Source organism: Pseudosulfitobacter pseudonitzschiae (genome assembly GCF_002222635.1).
GTDB lineage: Bacteria > Pseudomonadota > Alphaproteobacteria > Rhodobacterales > Rhodobacteraceae > Pseudosulfitobacter > Pseudosulfitobacter pseudonitzschiae_A.
Map to the genome: position 1 here is coordinate 2,194,998 of NZ_CP022415.1, position 17,035 is coordinate 2,212,032.

The window sequence follows — 17,035 nt, forward strand, 5'->3', positions numbered from 1 at the left end:
CTCCGGGGTGAGGCGCGCCAGCGCCGAGGGGCAGCGCCCCTTCCTTTGCCCCACTACCCGCGCAGCACCGCGCCAGGGTTCATGATCCCCGCAGGGTCCAGCGCCCCCTTGATTGCACGCATCGCCGCCAGCTTTGCAGGGTCGCCATAGCGTTCCAGATCGCCCACCTTCAACCGCCCGATGCCGTGTTCGGCACTGACCGATCCACCCAACTCGTGCACCAGATCATGCACCGATCGCTTGATCTGTTCGCGCACTGCCAAATGGTCGGCCTTGGTTTTGCCCGGCATCGGGAAAACATTGTAGTGCAAATTACCATCGCCCACATGGCCAAAACAATTGATCCGGAAATCGCCGATGTCATTAATCCGCGCGTTGGCTTTGGTGATAAACTCGGCCAACGCCCCCAGTGGCACCGAAATGTCATGGCTGCTGACCGAACCCACGCGGCGGTTGGCTTCGGGAATGTGTTCGCGCACGGTCCAGAAATCGTCCGACTGGCCTTGGGATTGCGCGATAATGCCATCGCTGACCAGTTCGGCCTCGGCACCTGCAACAAACAGCCGTTCCAGCGCGTCGGTCGGGTTCTGTCCAGCAGTGACGCCAACCTCGACCAGCACGCACCATTCCGGCGGGTTGTCCCACGGGCGGCGGATGTCGGGCAGCTTTTCGGCCAGAAATTCCATCCCCTGACGGTGCATCAGTTCGAACGCGCTGATGCTGTCACCCAGCAGATCACGGCCCAACGTCAGCAGTTTGAGCGCGGCGGCCGGGCTTTCGACCACCAGCATCGCCGTGCCACTGTAGGCGGGGCGTGGTGACAGCTTCAACGCTGCCGCCGTGATGATGCCCAGTGTACCCTCGGCCCCGATCAGCAGGTGCCGCAGGTCGTATCCGGTGTTGTCCTTGCGCAGACGGCTTAGCCCGTGCCAGATGCTGCCATCGGGCAGCACGGCTTCGAGCCCCAAACACAGATCGCGCGCATTGCCATAGCGTAACACGCCGGTGCCGCCTGCATTGGTGCTCAGGTTGCCACCGATCCGGGCCGTGCCTTCGGCAGCCAGTGACAACGGGAACAGCCGCCCCGCCTGCAAAGCGGCCTCTTGCACGTCGGCCAATATGACGCCTGCCTCGACAATGGCCACGTTTTCATCCGGATAGACAGCGCGCACAGCGTTCATGCGTTCCAGCGACAGGATCAGCGGCACGGGGCCTGTTTCGATGATCTGCCCGCCCACCAGTCCGGTACCGCCGCCATAGGGAATAATGCCGATACGGTGCCGCGCGCAAAGCCGCACCAGCGTGGCAACCTCATCCGCACTGCGCGGCAGCGCCACAAGGCCGCTTTGGCCACGAAAGCGCCCGCGCGGTTCTTCCAGATAGCGGTCTTCGGCGCGGCGAAAGCGGTCGGCGGGCAAGACTGCGGTCAGCAGCGGTTCGGTCTCGGGGGTCAGTGAAGTCAAGGTCATGGCTGCAACATCCTGCCACAGCACGGCAAAGGCAACTGTAGAATGCTGGCCCTAGCGCTTCAGCCATTCGGGACGCAACACCATGATCGTCGGACGTGACGGCAGGCGGTCGCGTGACACCTGCAAGGACGGCCCACCCACTTCGACCACCGCGAAAGTATCCTCCATGCCCGTCAGAAAGGCATCCAGCGTATAGTCGGAAAACCAGTGCATCGGCAGCACCACGGATGACTTCAGCCGTTTCAGCACGCGGGTCATCGTTGGCAGGTCCAGTGTCATCCCCCCGTCAATCGGTGCCATGACCACATCCAGACGCCCGATGGCTGCATATTGTGCGGCGTCCGGCTCGTGGTGCAGGTGCCCCAGATGGCCGATGCACAGACCTGCCATTTCAAACACGAAGATCGAATTTCCCTTGGCCTCGGTCGCACCGTACTGGCTGCGGATGTCGGTCGAGACATTGCGCACCAGCACTTCGCCCAGATCCAGATGATGGGTGATCCCTTGGCCCAGCGGCCCCCAGCCATTCAGCGCGTGGCTGATCGCGGGATCGGGAAAGGCGGTCCAGTGGGTTTCATGGGCGTGGTTCATCGTGACCACATCGGGAATCATGGGGACGTTGCCGATATATCCGGTGAAATCCGTGACCATGTTCAGCCCACCATGACTGCGGATCAAAAAGCTGGCGTGGTCGATGTAGTGAATCAAGACCGTCTCGGGCGCCACCTCGGTGTCATAGCTGGCGCGGTGGACAAAAGCGGCGCCGTCGATTTCACCCGCCAGCGCGATGCAATGGCTGGGCGTGCGCGGCGGTGTCTGGGCCACGGCCTGTGTCGCGCCTGTTATCAGAGAAAAAGCTGTCAGCAGTCGGATCAACATCGGGCACACCCTCCTGAAAATCACGATAGCGCATCAGCCGCCAAAGTCATCCTGCATCGGTACGTCCGCGCCTGTCGTGGTGCAAGGATGCGTAAAGAACATGCGTTCGCCAACGCCCGTCGATTTGCAGGTAGGACTGCGCGACGCCTTCATATTTGAAGCCAGACTTTTCCAGCAACCCGCGCGAGGCGATGTTTTCGGGCAGGCAGGCGGCCTCGATCCGGCTAAGATCCTGACGGGTGAAGGCATAATGCACCACGGCCTCGATGGCCTCGCGCATATAGCCTTTGCGCGCGAACATCTGGCCCGTCCAATAGCCCAGCGTTCCCGCCTGCGAGGGTCCGCGCCGGATGTTGTCCAGCGTGATCGCGCCCACCAGCACCTCGTCACTGCGGCGGATCAGGAACAGCGGCAGGGCCGAGCCGTTGGCGATCGACCGTTGCGCCCAATACACGCGGTTGGTGAAGGATTTGCGCGACAGGTGATCTTCGGCCCAACTGGGTTCCCACCGGCTGAGGTAGTCTTTGGAATGTGCGCGCAGTGCCGCCCAAGGCCGGAAATCTGCATGGGTCGGGGGCCGCAGCGTCAGGCGCTCGGTTTCGATCCGCAGTTTCCGCTTGGACAGCAACATCAGGCGACCCGGCGCTCCTGCAAAGCTTCCAGCGTGGGGGCCGTGTCGACAGGGCCGTAAAGCGCCAGCGCTGCCGGCGCTGCAGCGGCGATATTTTCGGCAAACTCGCGCACGTCACCTGTGGTGACCGCATCAATCCGCGCCACGGTTTCTTCCAGCGGTGGGACACGATCCCAGATCTGGACCAGACGCGCCAGACGTTCGGCGCGATTGGACGGGCTTTCCAGCCCCATCAGCAGCCCCGCCTTCATCTGCGCCCGTGCGCGGGCCACTTCGGCGGGGTTCATGTCGGTGGCTGCGCGCTTCATTTCGTCGATGGTGATCTGCGACAGTGCGGCGACCTGATCGCCACTGGTGCCAGCATATATGGTCATCATACCAGTGTCATCATAGGCACCTGCCTGCGCAAAGATCGAATAGCACAGACCGCGATTTTCACGGACCTCCTGGAACAGCCGCGAGGACATACCGCCGCCCAGAGCACTGGCATAGATCTGCGCCACATAAATCTCTTCATCGCGGTAACCGGGGCTTTCGAAGGCCAGGGCGAAATGCGCCTGTTCCAGATCCTTGACCTGACGCACTTCACCACCCCGAAACCTTGCAGGGGCCAGTTTGAACGCCGGAGTCGGAACCATGCCACCGAACATCTCTTCGGCCAGTTTCACGATGGAATCGTGGTCCACCGCACCCGCCGCCGACAGGATCATTTCCTCGGGGCCGTAGTGCTGGGCCACGAATTTGGACAGATCCTTGCGCGAGAATGCTTCGATCCGCTCGATCGGGCCCAGAATCGTGCGTCCGATTGGCTGTTCGGGATAGGCCTGTGCCTGCAACCAGTCAAAGATTACGTCGTCGGGAGTATCCAGCGCCTGCCCGATCTCTTGCAGGATCACGCCGCGCTCGATCTCGATCTCGTTCTTGTCAAAGGACGGGTTCAGCAGAATATCCCCGATCACGTCCAGCGCCAGCGGCACATCCACCTCAAGCACCCGCGCGTAATAGGCTGTGACCTCGCGGCTGGTATAGGCGTTGATATAGCCGCCCACGTCCTCTATCGCCTCAGCGATTTGCAGGGCGCTGCGCTTAGCGGTGCCCTTGAAGGCCATGTGTTCGAGAAAGTGTGCGATGCCGTTTTGTTTTGGCGTTTCGTGTCGGCCACCGGCATTGACCCAAATCCCGATAGACGCCGAGGCCAGCCCCGGCATGTGTTCTGTCACGATGCGAAAGCCGTTGGCAAGGCGGTGCTGTTGCAAGCTCACTGTGCGATATGTCCCTTGATATGGTCCTTGAGCGCAGCGAGGTCATTGGCCACCCGCGTCACCCGTTCCGCGCGTTCATAGAGGTCTTCCATGCGCGGGGGAAGGGGGGGGTGAATACCGCTGGCTTTCTTGACCGCATCAGGGAATTTCGCCGGATGGGCGGTGGCCAGCGTTATCATCGGCGTGCCTGTAATACGGTGGTCTCCGGCCACTTTCACACCCACAGCAGAATGCGGGCACAGCAGTTCGGTGGTGTTTTTCAGGGTGGTGGCAATGGTGGCTTCTGTTTCGGCTTCGGAGGCGCGGCCACTGTCGTAATGCTCTTGCAGGGTTTCCATCGCACCCTGACTGACGTCGAAACCGCCGTCTTTAAGCTCGTCCATCAACTGCGCTACGGCCGTGCTGTCGCGCCCGTAGGCGTCGAACAACGCACGTTCGAAATTGGAGGATACCTGAATGTCCATCGACGGGCTGATCGACGGCACGGTGTCACCTTTGTGATAGCCCTGCCCCTTCAGGCACCGGTCGAGAATATCGTTCTGGTTGGTCGCCACCACCAGACGGTCAATGGGCAGCCCCATGCGTTTGGCAATGTAACCGGCAAAAATGTCACCAAAATTGCCTGTGGGCACCGTGAAGCTGACCTTGCGGTGGGGGGCCCCGACAGAGACGGCGGAGGAGAAATAATAAACCACCTGCGCCAGAACACGACCCCAATTGATGCTGTTGACGCCTGCCAGTTTGACCGCGTCGCGAAATTCAAAGTCGTTGAACATATCCTTTAGACGCGCCTGACAGTCGTCAAAATCGCCGTCCACAGCCAACGCATGTACGTTGCTTTCGGTGGGTGTGGTCATCTGCCGGCGCTGCACTTCGGAAATGCGACCATGCGGATAGAGGACGAACACATCGACGTTGTCCAACCCGCGAAACGCCTCGATGGCGGCCGAGCCTGTGTCGCCGCTGGTGGCGCCAACGATAGTGACCCGTTCGCCGCGTCGGGTCAGGGCGGTCTGGAACAGCTGGCCGATCAACTGCATGGCAAAGTCTTTGAACGCCAGTGTGGGTCCGTGAAACAGTTCCAGCAGAAAATGCCCCTGATCCAGTTGCACCAAGGGCGCGCGCGCGGTGTGGCCAAAGCCTGCATAGGCGCGGTCGATACAGCCGCGAAATTCTGCGTCGCTGAACGTGTCACCGACAAAGGGGCGCATCACACGAAAGGCGATCTCTTCATAACTTTGCCCTTCCATCGCGGCGATGTCGGCCTGCGACAGCGTCGGAATTTCCGATGGCACATACAGGCCACCGTCACGGGCCAGACCGGTCAGCATGGTGTCTTCGAATGTCAGCTCGGGCGCTTTGCCACGGGTCGAGATATATTTCACAAATTGGGCCTTTCTGGTCGGCGGCGGCTGCCGCGCAGGGCAAAAACTAATGTCATCCCGACCCAGATCAGGGCCAGCGAAAACCATGTGATGGCGTATTGCAAGTGATTGTTGGGAATGCCCGCAGTGTCCACAGGCAACGGCGTCACGGGGCCGTCCGGCAGCGACGTTTCGCGTGCAATGATCAACAGCGGTTCGGTGTTCAGTGTCTTTGACATCGCAGGCAGGTCGCGGGCGAACCAGATGTTGGCATTCAGATCCGGCTGCGGTGTAAAGCTGTCGATTTCCTCTGGCCAGTGCAGGTTGCCAGTCACGGATGCAGCACCTGTCGGGGTCGTCACCGCATCACGTTCATCTACGCGCACAAAGCCACGATCGATCAGCACGCGGCGGCCTGCGTCCGTCACCATAGGGGAAATCACACGGTAGCCCGCACCGATCTGTTTCTGGCTGACCAGCACATAGATCACTTGGTCGTCAAAGGTGCCGGTTACGGCGACAGGCAGGTATTTCATGGCCACCGGATCGGCCTGGCTTGGAAGTTCAACAGGTGCTGCGGCAATACGGGTGGTGATGTCAGCCAGCACCGCCTGTTTCCAACTTAACCGCTGGACCTGCCAGACGCCAAGCGAGATCAGGACAGCCGCGCCGCCCAACCCGATGCTGATCAGAAACAGAATGCGTCCCATACCTGTCCTTCAATCCCGTCTTTTGCTGCGCGTCAGAATGACAAAAGGCGCGGGGAACACCACGCGCCTTTCGGGTTTTAGGGATTTGCTGGCAATGTGCAACCGGCCTCGATCTTACGGGCTGGGCACGCCCCACATGTAAACGGCGAAGAACAGGAACAGCCAGACAACGTCAACAAAGTGCCAGTACCATGCGGCCGCTTCGAAACCGACGTGGCGTTCGGGGGTAAAGTGCCCTTTCATCGCGCGGATCAGGCAGACCAGCAGAAAGATGGTGCCGATGACGACGTGGAAGCCGTGGAAACCTGTGGCCATGAAAAAGTTGGAATAAAACTCGTCGCCGCCGAATACCCAGCCTTCGTGCAGCAGATGTGCGTATTCATAGGCTTGCAGCGCGGTGAACGCGACGCCCAGAATGATCGACAGCGCCAGACCTGTGATCAGATCCTTGCGGTTATTTTCGTGGACCAGCGCGTGATGCGCCCAAGTCACGGCACAGCCCGACAGCAGCAAGATCAGCGTGTTGATCAGCGGCAGGTGCAGCGCATCAACCGGAACGATTTCGGGTGCCACGTAAAGCGAACCGGCGTAATCTTCCATCGGGTAGATGGCGTGTTTGAAGAACGACCAGAACCATGCCGAGAAGAACATAACCTCGGACATGATAAACAGGATAAAGCCGTAACGCAGGCCGATCTGCACAACCGGCGTGTGATCGCCAATGTGGCTTTCGTCGATTACTTTGGACCACCAAGCAAACATCACATAAAGGACGCCGGCAAAGCCCACGAGAAACAGATAAGGTGTAACGTCGTGCATCCACAGCACGCCGCCAAACAGCATGGCAAAGGCGGCTACCGCGGCCAGCAGCGGCTCGATCGACGGAGCCAGAATGTGATAGTCATGGTTCTTGGCATGGGCCATGTTCAGTCCCTCAGTTCAGGTTGGTATCGTTGCTCTCTGCGTCAAGGGCGGCATAGCCCTCGGGCAGATCGATTTCGTAGAATGTATAGCTCAGCGTGATCGTATGCACGTATTTTGCATCGCGGTCATCGACAATTTCGGGGTCCACAAAGAAAGTTACGGGCATTTGCACGCGCTCCCCTGGTGCCAGAACCTGTTCCTCAAAGCAGAAACACTGGATCTTGTTGAAATAGCCGCCAGCCGAATAGGGCGCGACGTTATAGCTGGCCGATCCGGCGATGGGGTGGTCGGTGGGGTTATATGCCTCGAAAAAGGCCAGTCCGGTTTCACCGATGCGCAATGTCATCTTGGTTTGGACCGGTTTGAACTGCCACGGCATTTTGCTGTCAACAGAAGCGTCAAAGCGGACCGTAATCTCGCGGTCGAGGACGTGGTCGACGCCCTCGGCGGCGCGGCCCGGTGTGCCACCAAAGCCTGTCACACGGCAGAACCAGTCGTAAAACGGCACCGAAGCCCACGACAAGGCGCCCATGACCAGCACGACGCCGACCAGTTGGACAACCGTGCGCTGTGGCCCTTGCAACCGCTTCATTTCAGCGTCTCCCCGCGTGGCACTTCGAAATCACCGCTGGTGACTTTGGCAACCGTCAGCGCCAGAACCAGCACCACAAACCCCGCCAGCAACAGGCCGACGCCCAAATTGCGGCCACGACGGCGGCCGTGAATTTCGTGTTCAGCTTTCAAAGCCATCCCCAGCCTCCCAGTCCCGAACTGCGCAGCAGCGCCTCGGCCATAATCGCACCGAAGTGCAGAAACAGATACAGCAACGACAGCTTGAAGAACGACTTTTCTACAGCGTAACTGTCGGCTTCTGCTTGTGCCTCGTCACGGAGCCAGATTGCAAAGGCACCTTTGAGGAACAGGGCATTGAGGATCACTGCGGTGGTCAGATAGATCAGACCGCCAATCGAGGTGAACGCGGTGCCCACTGCCAAAACTGCCAGAAGGACAGTATAGGCCAGAATATGTTTGCGGGTCGATTTGCGCCCGTGCGTCACGGTCAGCATCGGCACGCCTGCGTCGTCATAATCCGACTTCATGAACAGCGCCAACGCCCAGAAATGCGGCGGCGTCCAGACGAAGATCAGCGCGAACATCAGCCATGCCTCGACCGACATGGTGCCCGTGGCCACGACCCAGCCGATCACAGGCGGAAAGGCACCCGCCGCGCCACCGATCACGATATTCTGCGGTGTAGAGCGCTTCAGCCACATCGAATAGACGACAGCATAAAAGAAGATGGTAAAGGCCAGCAGGCCCGCCGCCAGAAAATTAGCCGACAGTGCCAGCATCATCACAGACAGGCCCGACAGCGCCACGCCAATGCTCAGCGCCTCGCCCGGCTCGACCTTGCCCGCAGGGATCGGGCGGTTGGCAGTGCGTTTCATGATGTGGTCAATGTCGGCATCCCACCACATGTTCAGCGCCCCCGAGGCCCCTGCCCCGATTGCGATGAATAGGATCGACGCAAAACCAACCACAGGGTTCACACCCGTCGGTGCCGCCAACATGCCCACCAAAGCGGTGAACACCACAAGCTGCATGACGCGCGGCTTCATCAACGCGAAATAGTCGCCAAAAGACGCTTCGGCCTCAAAGACCTGTGGCTGGCTGCTGATGTCAGTCATTGGTGTCTCACGCATCATGTGAAATCGGGAACAGGCGGAGAAAAATGCCTCCGCCCGCTTTGTTTAGTTGGACGCGACTTGAAAGCTTTGTGGCAAGCCTGCAAATTCTTCGCGCGCTGTTGCCAGCCATGCGGCATAGGCCTCTTCCGAGACAACCTTGACGGTGATGGGCATGTAGGCGTGATTGATGCCGCACAGTTCCGAACACTGACCAAAGTAGATGCCTTCACTTTCGGCGGTGAACCACAGTTCCGCCAGACGTCCGGGCACGCCATCCTGTTTGACGCCGAATGCCGGCATCGCCCACGAGTGAATGACGTCTGCACCGGTCACCTGCATCACGATGGTTTTACCAACGGGCACAACAACGGCGTTGTCTGTGGCCAGCAGGAACTCGTCCTTGGAATAGCCAGCGTCGACCAGTTGCTGTTCAACCTCGGGGGTCATCATGTTCTGACCTCCTGTCGCCGGAGCGCCGATCATATAGCTGGAGAATTCAAACCCTTCGTCCACATAGGCATAATCCCAGTACCACTGGTAGCCGGTCACTTTGATGGTGATGTCGGCATCGGGGATGATCTGCTGTTTGAACAGAATCGGCAGCGAGAACGCACCGATCAGCACCAGAATCACGATCGGGATGATGGTCCACGCAATTTCGATGGGCGAGTTGTGGGTAAAGCTTGCGGGTTCGGGGTGGCGGCGCGCGTTATAGCGGTAGCCAACCCACGCCAGCAGGGCGATGACAAAAAGTGAAATCGCCGTGATAATAACCAGCAGCATGCCGTCAAGCCACTGCAAATCACGCGCCAGTTCGGTCGCGGCAGGCTGAAAGCCCATCGCACCATCGCGCGGCGCGCCAATGATTTCAAGGTTGTCTTGCGCCATCGCTGGCAGTGCGGCGGTGGCGGCAAAGAGGCCGGAAACAAGGCCTTTAATCGGGAAAAGCTTGGTCATGTATCGTCCTGATCTTGTGATCGCTGTTGGGCGCGGGGAAAGGACAAAGCACACTGCGCTTTCGCCTCCCGTTGTATTACCCGCGCTTACAATCATATTCTAACTACAAGATAAAGCCATTCTTACCGCGTCAAAGAGACGCCCTCACAACAAAAAAGCAGGATCAACCCCCAATGACCGATGCCCCATTCGCCCCGTTTGACACCCTGCTGGACCGTGACGAAGCACTAAAGGTGCTGCGTGCGGCCACAGACGGGGCCGACGACGGCGAACTTTTTCTGGAACGCCGCCGGTCCGAGGCACTGGTGTTTGACGATGGCCGCCTGAAAACCGCCAGTTACGATGCGTCAGAGGGGTTTGGCCTGCGTGCGGTGCGCGGCGAAGTGGCCGGATACGCCCATTCTACCGAGCTTTCCGTCGCCGCGTTGAAACGCGCGTCGGACACTGCGCGTCTGGCTGTGGGCGATGGTGGCGGTACTTGGGCCGATGCACCACAAGCCACGAACACGCGTCTGTATACAGATGAAGACCCGATTGCGGGCGCCGCATTCCCTGTCAAGCTGGACACATTGCGCGAGATCGACGCATTTGCACGTGCCTTGGATAAACGGGTGGTACAGGTTTCGGCAACGATTGCCGCCTCGTTGCAAGAGGTCGAAATTTTGCGACCCGAGGGTGGATCGGTGCGCGATATTCGCCCGATGACGCGGGTGAACGTGTCGGTGATCGTCGAACAGAACGGAAGGCGCGAATCAGGCACTGCAGGTGGTGGCGGGCGTGTGGGCCTTGATGGTTTTCTGGATCCTGCCGACTGGCAGACCAAGGCCCGCGAGGCGCTGCGGGTGGCCGTGGTCAATCTGGACGCGGTCCCTGCCCCTGCGGGCGTTATGGACGTGGTGCTTGGCCCCGGCTGGCCCGGCATCTTGCTGCACGAAGCGATCGGGCACGGGCTTGAGGGCGATTTCAACCGCAAGGGATCATCCGCCTTTGCCGGGTTGATGGGGCAGCGCATTGCAGCCCCGGGCGTGACCGTTCTAGACGACGGTACCATTCCCGACCGGCGCGGGTCGATCACCGTGGACGACGAGGGCACGCCCAGCGCGCGCAATGTACTGATCGAGGACGGCGTTCTGGTGGGCTTTATGCAAGACCGGCAGAACGCACGGCTGATGGGCGTGGCACCCACCGGCAATGGGCGGCGCGAAAGCTATGCGCACACGCCGATGCCACGTATGACCAACACCTATATGCTGGGCGGAAACGTGACTCCGGGCGACATCGTGACCGACCTGAAGGACGGAATCTATGCGGTTGGGTTTGGCGGTGGTCAGGTGGACATCACCAACGGCAAGTTCGTGTTTTCGTGCACCGAGGCCTATCGCGTACAAAACGGTGTGGTCGGTGCACCGGTCAAAGGCGCGACGCTGATTGGGGACGGTGCCACGGCGTTGCAACAGATCCGCGCCATCGGCAATGATCCGGCACTGGATCCGGGCATGGGCAACTGCGGCAAGGCAGGCCAGTGGGTGCCCGTGGGCGTGGGTCAGCCGACACTGCTGATCGGCGGGCTGACCGTGGGTGGCAGCGGTAGTTAAGCACGGCTGCAAAATCATTCGCGTGTTTTTGTCGAAAGATGGCTGATTCTTTCACAGGTTGTTAACCTCGAACCCACATAACGGTCTTAGCAACAGGCGGAGACACGGATGACTGAGCGAGGATCATATCCTTCTTCCAATCACCCCCCACTCCCACCCACCCCGGAAGACGATTGGTTTATCCGTCTCCGCCTGTTGCGATCCCGCCGGGTTGGCATCTCGACTTTTAACAGATTGCTGATCGAACACGGCACGGCGCAAAATGCGCTGGATGCGTTGCCGGAACTGGCACGCGCGGCTGGTGTGGAAAACTACACCCCTTGCCCCGTTGCCGTCATCGAGGCCGAGCTGAAAGCCGGCCGGACGGCCGGGGCAATACTTATCTCTCGCTCTGCGCCACAATATCCAGCGGCGCTGCGCGATCTGTCCGATGCGCCCCCGTTTTTGTGGGCCATCGGTGATTTATCGGTGTTGCAGCGCCCGATGATTTCGATTGTCGGCGCACGGAACGCATCGAGCCTTGGGACAAGGATGGCAAAATCACTGGCCCGCGATCTGGCGGCTGAGGGGTATGTGATTGTCTCCGGCCTTGCGCGGGGCATCGATGCTGCGGCGCACACAGCCACGCTGGACACTGGCACCGTGGCCGTTCAGGCGGGCGGTGTGGATATGATGTATCCGGCAGAAAACACCGAACTGGCGCTGGCGATCCCACAGCACGGGCTGCGGCTGTCGGAACAGCCGATGGGCCTGCAACCGGTTGCGCGGCATTTCCCCCCGCGCAACCGGATCGTGTCGGGGCTGGGCCGTGCGACCATCATCGTCGAGGCCGCCGCCAAGTCAGGCAGTCTGATTACCGCACGTGATGCGCTGGATCAGGGCCGCGAGGTGCTGGCCGTGCCCGGCAGTCCAATGGATGCGCGCGCGTCTGGGTGCAATTTGCTGATCCGTGACGGTGCCACATTGATCCGCAATGCCGCAGATGTGATCGAAGCACTGACGCCGATGGTTCCGCGCGCGCCCGTCTTGCCGATGGACCTGCCCCACACACCGCCACCGCAACCGGCGCACGACCGGCGCACTTTGCGCGAAACAGCCACCCTGCACAGTCAGATCCTGAACCGTCTTGGCCCAGCCCCTGTGGCCGAAGACCAGTTGATCCGCGACATCGCCGCCACACCGTCGGATGTGGCCCCAGTTCTGCTGGAACTAGAGTTGGACGGACAGATCGAACGGGGGGCCGGTGGTCTGCTGACCCGGCCCAATTGAGACCCGTCAAACGGCCCCCAAGCGATGGCATGTTGACATTCAATGCTTGCACCCCACATCTAGCGCCGCCATAGACGCCCAAGTTTTACTGTCCCCGAGGTGCATCATACATGCCAGTCGTCGTCGTCGAATCTCCGGCCAAGGCCAAGACAATTAACAAATATTTGGGTGACAACTACACCGTTCTTGCCTCTTACGGCCACGTGAGGGATTTGCCTCCAAAAGACGGATCCGTCGACACCGAGCACGATTTCGAGATGCTTTGGGAGATTGGCAGCGACAGTAAAAAGCATGTCAAAGCCATCGCCGACGCCCTAAAAAACGACAACGAGTTGATCCTTGCAACTGACCCCGATCGCGAAGGCGAGGCGATCAGCTGGCACCTGCAAGAGGCGCTGACCAAACGCAAGTCGATCACCAAAAGCACGCCGGTTTCGCGTGTGGTGTTCAACGCGATCACCAAAACCGCCGTTACCGAGGCGATGAAAAACCCCCGTCAGGTCGATATGCCGCTGGTCGAAGCCTATCTGGCCCGCCGCGCGCTGGACTATCTGGTGGGCTTTAACCTGTCGCCGGTGCTGTGGCGCAAACTGCCCGGTGCGAAATCAGCGGGGCGCGTGCAATCGGTCTGCCTGCGTCTGATCACCGAACGCGAGATGGAGATTGAAGCATTCCGCGCCCGCGAATATTGGACAGTCAAGGCGCTGCTGGCCACACCGCGCGGGCAGGAATTCGAAGCGCGGCTGACCACATTGGCCGGCAAAAAACTGGAACGGTACGACCTTGAGAACGGCACACAGGCCGAGATGGCCGTTCAGGCCATTTCCAGCCGTGATCTGAAGGTGCAATCGGTCGAGGCCAAGCCCGCCAACCGCAACCCGTCGGCCCCGTTCATGACATCGACTCTGCAACAGGAAGCCAGCCGCAAATTTGGCATGGGCGCACGCCAGACCATGAGTGCGGCGCAGCGTTTATATGAAGCTGGTTATATTACCTATATGCGGACCGACGGCATCGACATGGCCCCCGAAGCTGTGCAGATGGCCCGCGATGCGATCAAGGACCGCTATGGCGCCGAATACGTTCCCGGCACTCCGCGTGTATACAAGAACAAAGCGAAAAATGCGCAAGAAGCGCACGAATGTATCCGCCCGACCGAGATGACGCAGGACGTCGACGCGCTGAAAATCAGCGATGGCGACCAACGCAAACTGTATGATCTGATCTGGAAACGCACGTTGGCCTGCCAGATGGAAAGCGCGCGACTGGAGCGTACAACCGTGGATGTGGGCAGTCAGGATGGTCAGGTTATGCTGCGGGCCACCGGTCAGGTCGTGCTGTTTGACGGTTTCCTCAAGGTTTATGAAGAAGGCCGCGACGACGATGTGACGGATGATGACGACAAGCGTCTGCCGCAGATCGGCGAGGGCGACAAGATGGACAAACGTGCCGTTACACCCGAGCAACATTTTACCCAGCCCCCGCCCCGCTACACCGAGGCGACGCTGGTCAAACGCATGGAAGAACTGGGGATCGGTCGCCCCTCGACCTATGCCAGCATCGTCACCACGATTCAGGACCGCGAATATGTCCGCAAGGACAAGAACCGGCTGATCCCCGAGGACAAGGGGCGGCTGGTGATTGCGTTTCTTGAAAACTATTTCCGCAAATATGTGGGTTACGATTTCACCGCATCGCTGGAAGAAGAGTTGGACGATGTCAGCGCAGGTGACCGTGATTACAAATCCGTACTTGCGACATTCTGGCGTGATTTCTCGGCGGCGGTCGCCGAAACATCCGATCTTCGGATCACCGAGGTTTTGGAAAAGATCAACGAAGTGCTGGAGCCGCACCTGTTCCCGCCGACCGAAGACGGCACCGATCCGCGTCTGTGCCCCAACTGCGGCAATGGCCGCCTGTCGATGCGCACAGCGCGTTCGGGCGGCGCATTCATCGGCTGTTCGAACTATCCCGAATGCCGCTATACCCGCGCCTTTGGTCCTCCGGGCGCCGAGGACACGGGCGGTATCCCCCCCGAGGGTAAGATTCTGGGCGAGGATCAGGGCGACAAAATCTATGTGTTCAAGGGTCGCTTTGGCCCCTACGTGCAGCGTGGAGAGGTGACGGACGACAACAAGAAACCGCCGCGCCAGTCGATCCCCAAGGATTGGCCGCCAGCCGATGTCGATCTGGCTCAGGCGCTGCAATTGCTGTCGCTGCCCCGTCTGGTCGGCGCCCACCCCGAGGATGGCGTCAGCGTCTGGGCCAACATCGGACGATACGGCCCGTATCTGAAACACGCCGAAAGCACGTCGGAACGCGGCGGCACCAACGCCAATCTTGAAGGGATCGACGAGGTCTGGACCGTGGGCATGAACCGCGCGGTGCAGTTGCTGGCCGAAAAGTTCGCCTCGCGCGGGGGGCGCGGTGCTGCAGCCAAGCCTATCCGCGAGTTGGGTGAGCACCCCGATCAGGGCGGCCCCGTGAACATCATGAAGGGCAAGTATGGCCCTTATGTGAAGTGGGAAAAGGTCAACGCCACAATCCCCAAAGAGGTCGAACCCGAAGACCTGACGATGGGCGCCGCTGTTTTGCTGATCGAGGAAAAGCTGGCAAAATCTCCGACCAAGCGTAAAGCCGCGCCAAAGAAAAAAGCCGCAACGAAAAAACCCGCTGCCAAAAAGCCAGCCGCGAAAACGGCTGCTGCCAAGAAACCGGCGGCAAGCAAGGCAGCCGCCAAAAAACCGGCAGCCAAGACGGCTGGCAAAGACGAAAGCTGAGTATTTCCGGCCACCGGTGCGCAAAATGCGCCCGGTGCCGGCTGGCCCTTAGTGCGATCTGACGGGTCATGTTGACACCAAGGCGACCTAAGGTCAGAAGTCTGGGGACACTGACACAAGGGGATATTCATGAAAAAAGTCTATGGCTCGGCCGCCGAGGCGCTGGAAGGCGTTCTTTCGGATGGCATGTTGATCGCGGCAGGGGGTTTTGGCCTCTGCGGCATCCCCGAACTGCTGTTGCAGGCCATCAAAGAGGCCGGCACCAAGGATCTGACCTTTGCGTCCAACAACGCGGGTGTCGATGATTTCGGTATCGGCATTCTGCTGCAAACCAAGCAGGTCAAAAAAATGATCTCGTCCTACGTCGGCGAGAACAAAGAATTCATGCGCCAGTATTTGGGCGGCGAGCTTGAGCTGGAGTTCAACCCGCAAGGCACGCTGGCCGAACGGATGCGCGCTGGCGGTTCGGGCATCCCCGGTTTCTATACGAAAACCGGCGTCGGCACCCAGATTGCCGAAGGCAAGGAAGTGAAGAACTTCGACGGAGAGGATTACATTCTGGAACGCGGCATCGTCGCGGACCTGTCGATCGTGAAGGCGTGGAAGGCCGACGACACCGGAAACCTTGTGTTCCGCAAGACTGCGCGCAACTTCAACCCGCCTGCCGCCATGTGTGGCAAGGTCTGCATCGCGGAGGTTGAGGAGATCGTACCACGCGGGTCGCTGGACCCTGATACGATCCACCTGCCCGGCATCTATGTGCATCGCCTTATTCAGGGCGACCACGAAAAGCGCATCGAACAACGCACGACACGCCCGCAGGAGGAAAAGTAATGCCTTGGGATCGTAACCAGATGGCCGCACGCGCGGCACAAGAGCTTGAAGACGGCATGTACGTGAACCTTGGCATCGGCATTCCGACGCTGGTGGCCAACTATGTCGGCGACAAGGACATCACCCTGCAATCGGAAAACGGGATGCTGGGCATGGGCCCCTTCCCGTTCGAGGGCGAAGAAGACGCCGACCTGATCAACGCGGGCAAGCAGACCATCACCGAACTGTCTCGCACGGCCTATTTCGACAGCGCGACGTCGTTCGGCATGATCCGTGGTGGCAAGATTGCTGCGGCGATTCTGGGCGCAATGGAGGTGGCCGAAAACGGCGATCTGGCGAACTGGATGATCCCGGGCAAGCTGGTCAAGGGCATGGGCGGTGCGATGGATCTGGTTGCAGGTGTGGGCCGTGTGATCGTGGTAATGGACCACCAGAACAAGGCGGGCGAGTCTAAGGTACTGAAGGCTTGCACCCTGCCGCTGACCGGCAAATCTGTGGTTGATCGCATCATCACCAACCTTGGCGTGCTGGACGTGGTCGAGGGTGGTCTGAAAATCGTTGAATGCGCCGAGGGTGTCACCGAGGACGAATTGCGCGCAGCGACCGAAGCCACGATCGTCTGAACGGGCATTGAATAGTACCGTAAAGGGGGCCGCTGGGCCCCTTTTGCATG

At 59.9% G+C, this 17,035-nt stretch carries 16 protein-coding genes; 5 read left to right on the top strand and 11 right to left on the bottom strand.

The features are described 5' to 3' along the window. Positions 1 to 53: 53 nt before the first annotated feature. From SULPSESMR1_RS10660 to coxB, 11 genes are all read right to left on the bottom strand, one after another. Positions 54 to 1,469 carry an FAD-binding oxidoreductase gene (locus SULPSESMR1_RS10660; RefSeq protein WP_089422281.1) on the bottom strand — a complete coding sequence of 472 codons (1,416 nt, stop codon included), beginning with the start codon at positions 1,467 to 1,469 and terminating at the stop codon, positions 54 to 56. Positions 1,470 to 1,520: 51 nt separating this feature from the next. Next, positions 1,521 to 2,348 (bottom strand): MBL fold metallo-hydrolase, encoded by an 828-nt coding sequence (locus SULPSESMR1_RS10665; protein WP_089420798.1) that lies wholly within the window; start codon positions 2,346 to 2,348, stop codon positions 1,521 to 1,523. A 46-nt stretch (positions 2,349 to 2,394) separates the two neighbouring features. After that, complete coding sequence (locus SULPSESMR1_RS10670; protein WP_089420799.1) at positions 2,395 to 2,979, bottom strand: GNAT family N-acetyltransferase; 585 nt, start codon at positions 2,977 to 2,979, stop codon at positions 2,395 to 2,397. Beyond that, the gene (locus tag SULPSESMR1_RS10675) at positions 2,979 to 4,241 is read right to left on the bottom strand and encodes a M16 family metallopeptidase (protein WP_089420800.1); all 1,263 of its coding nucleotides are present in this window, start codon (positions 4,239 to 4,241) and stop codon (positions 2,979 to 2,981) included. Before SULPSESMR1_RS10675 ends, SULPSESMR1_RS10670 begins: the two co-directional genes overlap by 1 nt. Beyond that, a complete protein-coding gene (thrC, locus tag SULPSESMR1_RS10680) occupies positions 4,238 to 5,626 on the bottom strand; it encodes a threonine synthase (RefSeq protein WP_089420801.1) in 1,389 nt (462 codons plus the stop codon). Before thrC ends, SULPSESMR1_RS10675 begins: the two co-directional genes overlap by 4 nt. Then, the gene (locus SULPSESMR1_RS10685) at positions 5,623 to 6,315 is read right to left on the bottom strand and encodes an SURF1 family protein (RefSeq protein ID WP_089420802.1); all 693 of its coding nucleotides are present in this window, start codon (positions 6,313 to 6,315) and stop codon (positions 5,623 to 5,625) included. Before SULPSESMR1_RS10685 ends, thrC begins: the two co-directional genes overlap by 4 nt. 114 nt (positions 6,316 to 6,429) lie before the next feature. Beyond that, entirely contained in the window at positions 6,430 to 7,239 is an 810-nt protein-coding gene (locus SULPSESMR1_RS10690) for a cytochrome c oxidase subunit 3 (RefSeq protein ID WP_089420803.1), read from the bottom strand. A 10-nt stretch (positions 7,240 to 7,249) separates the two neighbouring features. Further along, on the bottom strand, positions 7,250 to 7,831 hold the full coding sequence (locus SULPSESMR1_RS10695; RefSeq protein WP_089420804.1) for a cytochrome c oxidase assembly protein: 582 nt from the start codon (positions 7,829 to 7,831) through the stop codon (positions 7,250 to 7,252). Beyond that, positions 7,828 to 7,989, bottom strand: a complete 162-nt coding sequence (locus SULPSESMR1_RS10700) for a cytochrome C oxidase assembly protein (protein ID WP_089420805.1) — start codon at positions 7,987 to 7,989, stop codon at positions 7,828 to 7,830. Before SULPSESMR1_RS10700 ends, SULPSESMR1_RS10695 begins: the two co-directional genes overlap by 4 nt. Continuing rightward, the gene (gene cyoE / locus SULPSESMR1_RS10705; protein WP_089420806.1) at positions 7,980 to 8,927 is read right to left on the bottom strand and encodes a heme o synthase; all 948 of its coding nucleotides are present in this window, start codon (positions 8,925 to 8,927) and stop codon (positions 7,980 to 7,982) included. The genes SULPSESMR1_RS10700 and cyoE overlap by 10 nt, the downstream gene beginning before the upstream one ends. Before the next feature lie 63 nt (positions 8,928 to 8,990). After that, entirely contained in the window at positions 8,991 to 9,884 is an 894-nt protein-coding gene (gene coxB / locus SULPSESMR1_RS10710) for a cytochrome c oxidase subunit II (RefSeq protein WP_089420807.1), read from the bottom strand. Positions 9,885 to 10,057: 173 nt separating this feature from the next. On the opposite strand from coxB, the gene tldD reads away from it, so the two are divergent. The 5 genes from tldD (at position 10,058) to SULPSESMR1_RS10735 (ending at position 16,985) form a co-directional block, all read left to right on the top strand. Next, positions 10,058 to 11,479, top strand: a complete 1,422-nt coding sequence (gene tldD, locus SULPSESMR1_RS10715; protein WP_089420808.1) for a metalloprotease TldD — start codon at positions 10,058 to 10,060, stop codon at positions 11,477 to 11,479. A gap of 108 nt (positions 11,480 to 11,587) precedes the next feature. Next, positions 11,588 to 12,748 carry a DNA-processing protein DprA gene (dprA, locus tag SULPSESMR1_RS10720; protein WP_089420809.1) on the top strand — a complete coding sequence of 387 codons (1,161 nt, stop codon included), beginning with the start codon at positions 11,588 to 11,590 and terminating at the stop codon, positions 12,746 to 12,748. Positions 12,749 to 12,858: 110 nt separating this feature from the next. After that, a complete protein-coding gene (gene topA, locus SULPSESMR1_RS10725) occupies positions 12,859 to 15,528 on the top strand; it encodes a type I DNA topoisomerase (protein ID WP_089420810.1) in 2,670 nt (889 codons plus the stop codon). Between the two features lie 129 nt (positions 15,529 to 15,657). Beyond that, the gene (locus tag SULPSESMR1_RS10730) at positions 15,658 to 16,362 is read left to right on the top strand and encodes a CoA transferase subunit A (protein ID WP_089420811.1); all 705 of its coding nucleotides are present in this window, start codon (positions 15,658 to 15,660) and stop codon (positions 16,360 to 16,362) included. Beyond that, positions 16,362 to 16,985 carry a CoA transferase subunit B gene (locus tag SULPSESMR1_RS10735; protein WP_089420812.1) on the top strand — a complete coding sequence of 208 codons (624 nt, stop codon included), beginning with the start codon at positions 16,362 to 16,364 and terminating at the stop codon, positions 16,983 to 16,985. Before SULPSESMR1_RS10730 ends, SULPSESMR1_RS10735 begins: the two co-directional genes overlap by 1 nt. Positions 16,986 to 17,035: the final 50 nt, after the last annotated feature.

Excerpts from the sequence above, each read along its gene's own strand:
- SULPSESMR1_RS10690 (WP_089420803.1), bottom strand. The coding sequence starts at position 7,239 with ATGGCCCATGCCAAGAACCATGACTATCACATTCTGGCTCCGTCGATC.
- SULPSESMR1_RS10670 (WP_089420799.1), bottom strand. The coding sequence starts at position 2,979 with ATGTTGCTGTCCAAGCGGAAACTGCGGATCGAAACCGAGCGCCTGACG.
- dprA (WP_089420809.1), top strand. The coding sequence starts at position 11,588 with ATGACTGAGCGAGGATCATATCCTTCTTCCAATCACCCCCCACTCCCA.
- tldD (WP_089420808.1), top strand. The coding sequence starts at position 10,058 with ATGACCGATGCCCCATTCGCCCCGTTTGACACCCTGCTGGACCGTGAC.
- SULPSESMR1_RS10695 (WP_089420804.1), bottom strand. The coding sequence starts at position 7,831 with ATGAAGCGGTTGCAAGGGCCACAGCGCACGGTTGTCCAACTGGTCGGC.
- SULPSESMR1_RS10735 (WP_089420812.1), top strand. The coding sequence starts at position 16,362 with ATGCCTTGGGATCGTAACCAGATGGCCGCACGCGCGGCACAAGAGCTT.
- topA (WP_089420810.1), top strand. The coding sequence starts at position 12,859 with ATGCCAGTCGTCGTCGTCGAATCTCCGGCCAAGGCCAAGACAATTAAC.
- SULPSESMR1_RS10660 (WP_089422281.1), bottom strand. The coding sequence starts at position 1,469 with ATGACCTTGACTTCACTGACCCCCGAGACCGAACCGCTGCTGACCGCA.
- SULPSESMR1_RS10730 (WP_089420811.1), top strand. The coding sequence starts at position 15,658 with ATGAAAAAAGTCTATGGCTCGGCCGCCGAGGCGCTGGAAGGCGTTCTT.
- coxB (WP_089420807.1), bottom strand. The coding sequence starts at position 9,884 with ATGACCAAGCTTTTCCCGATTAAAGGCCTTGTTTCCGGCCTCTTTGCC.
- SULPSESMR1_RS10665 (WP_089420798.1), bottom strand. The coding sequence starts at position 2,348 with ATGTTGATCCGACTGCTGACAGCTTTTTCTCTGATAACAGGCGCGACA.
- SULPSESMR1_RS10700 (WP_089420805.1), bottom strand. The coding sequence starts at position 7,989 with ATGGCTTTGAAAGCTGAACACGAAATTCACGGCCGCCGTCGTGGCCGC.
- cyoE (WP_089420806.1), bottom strand. The coding sequence starts at position 8,927 with ATGACTGACATCAGCAGCCAGCCACAGGTCTTTGAGGCCGAAGCGTCT.
- SULPSESMR1_RS10685 (WP_089420802.1), bottom strand. The coding sequence starts at position 6,315 with ATGGGACGCATTCTGTTTCTGATCAGCATCGGGTTGGGCGGCGCGGCT.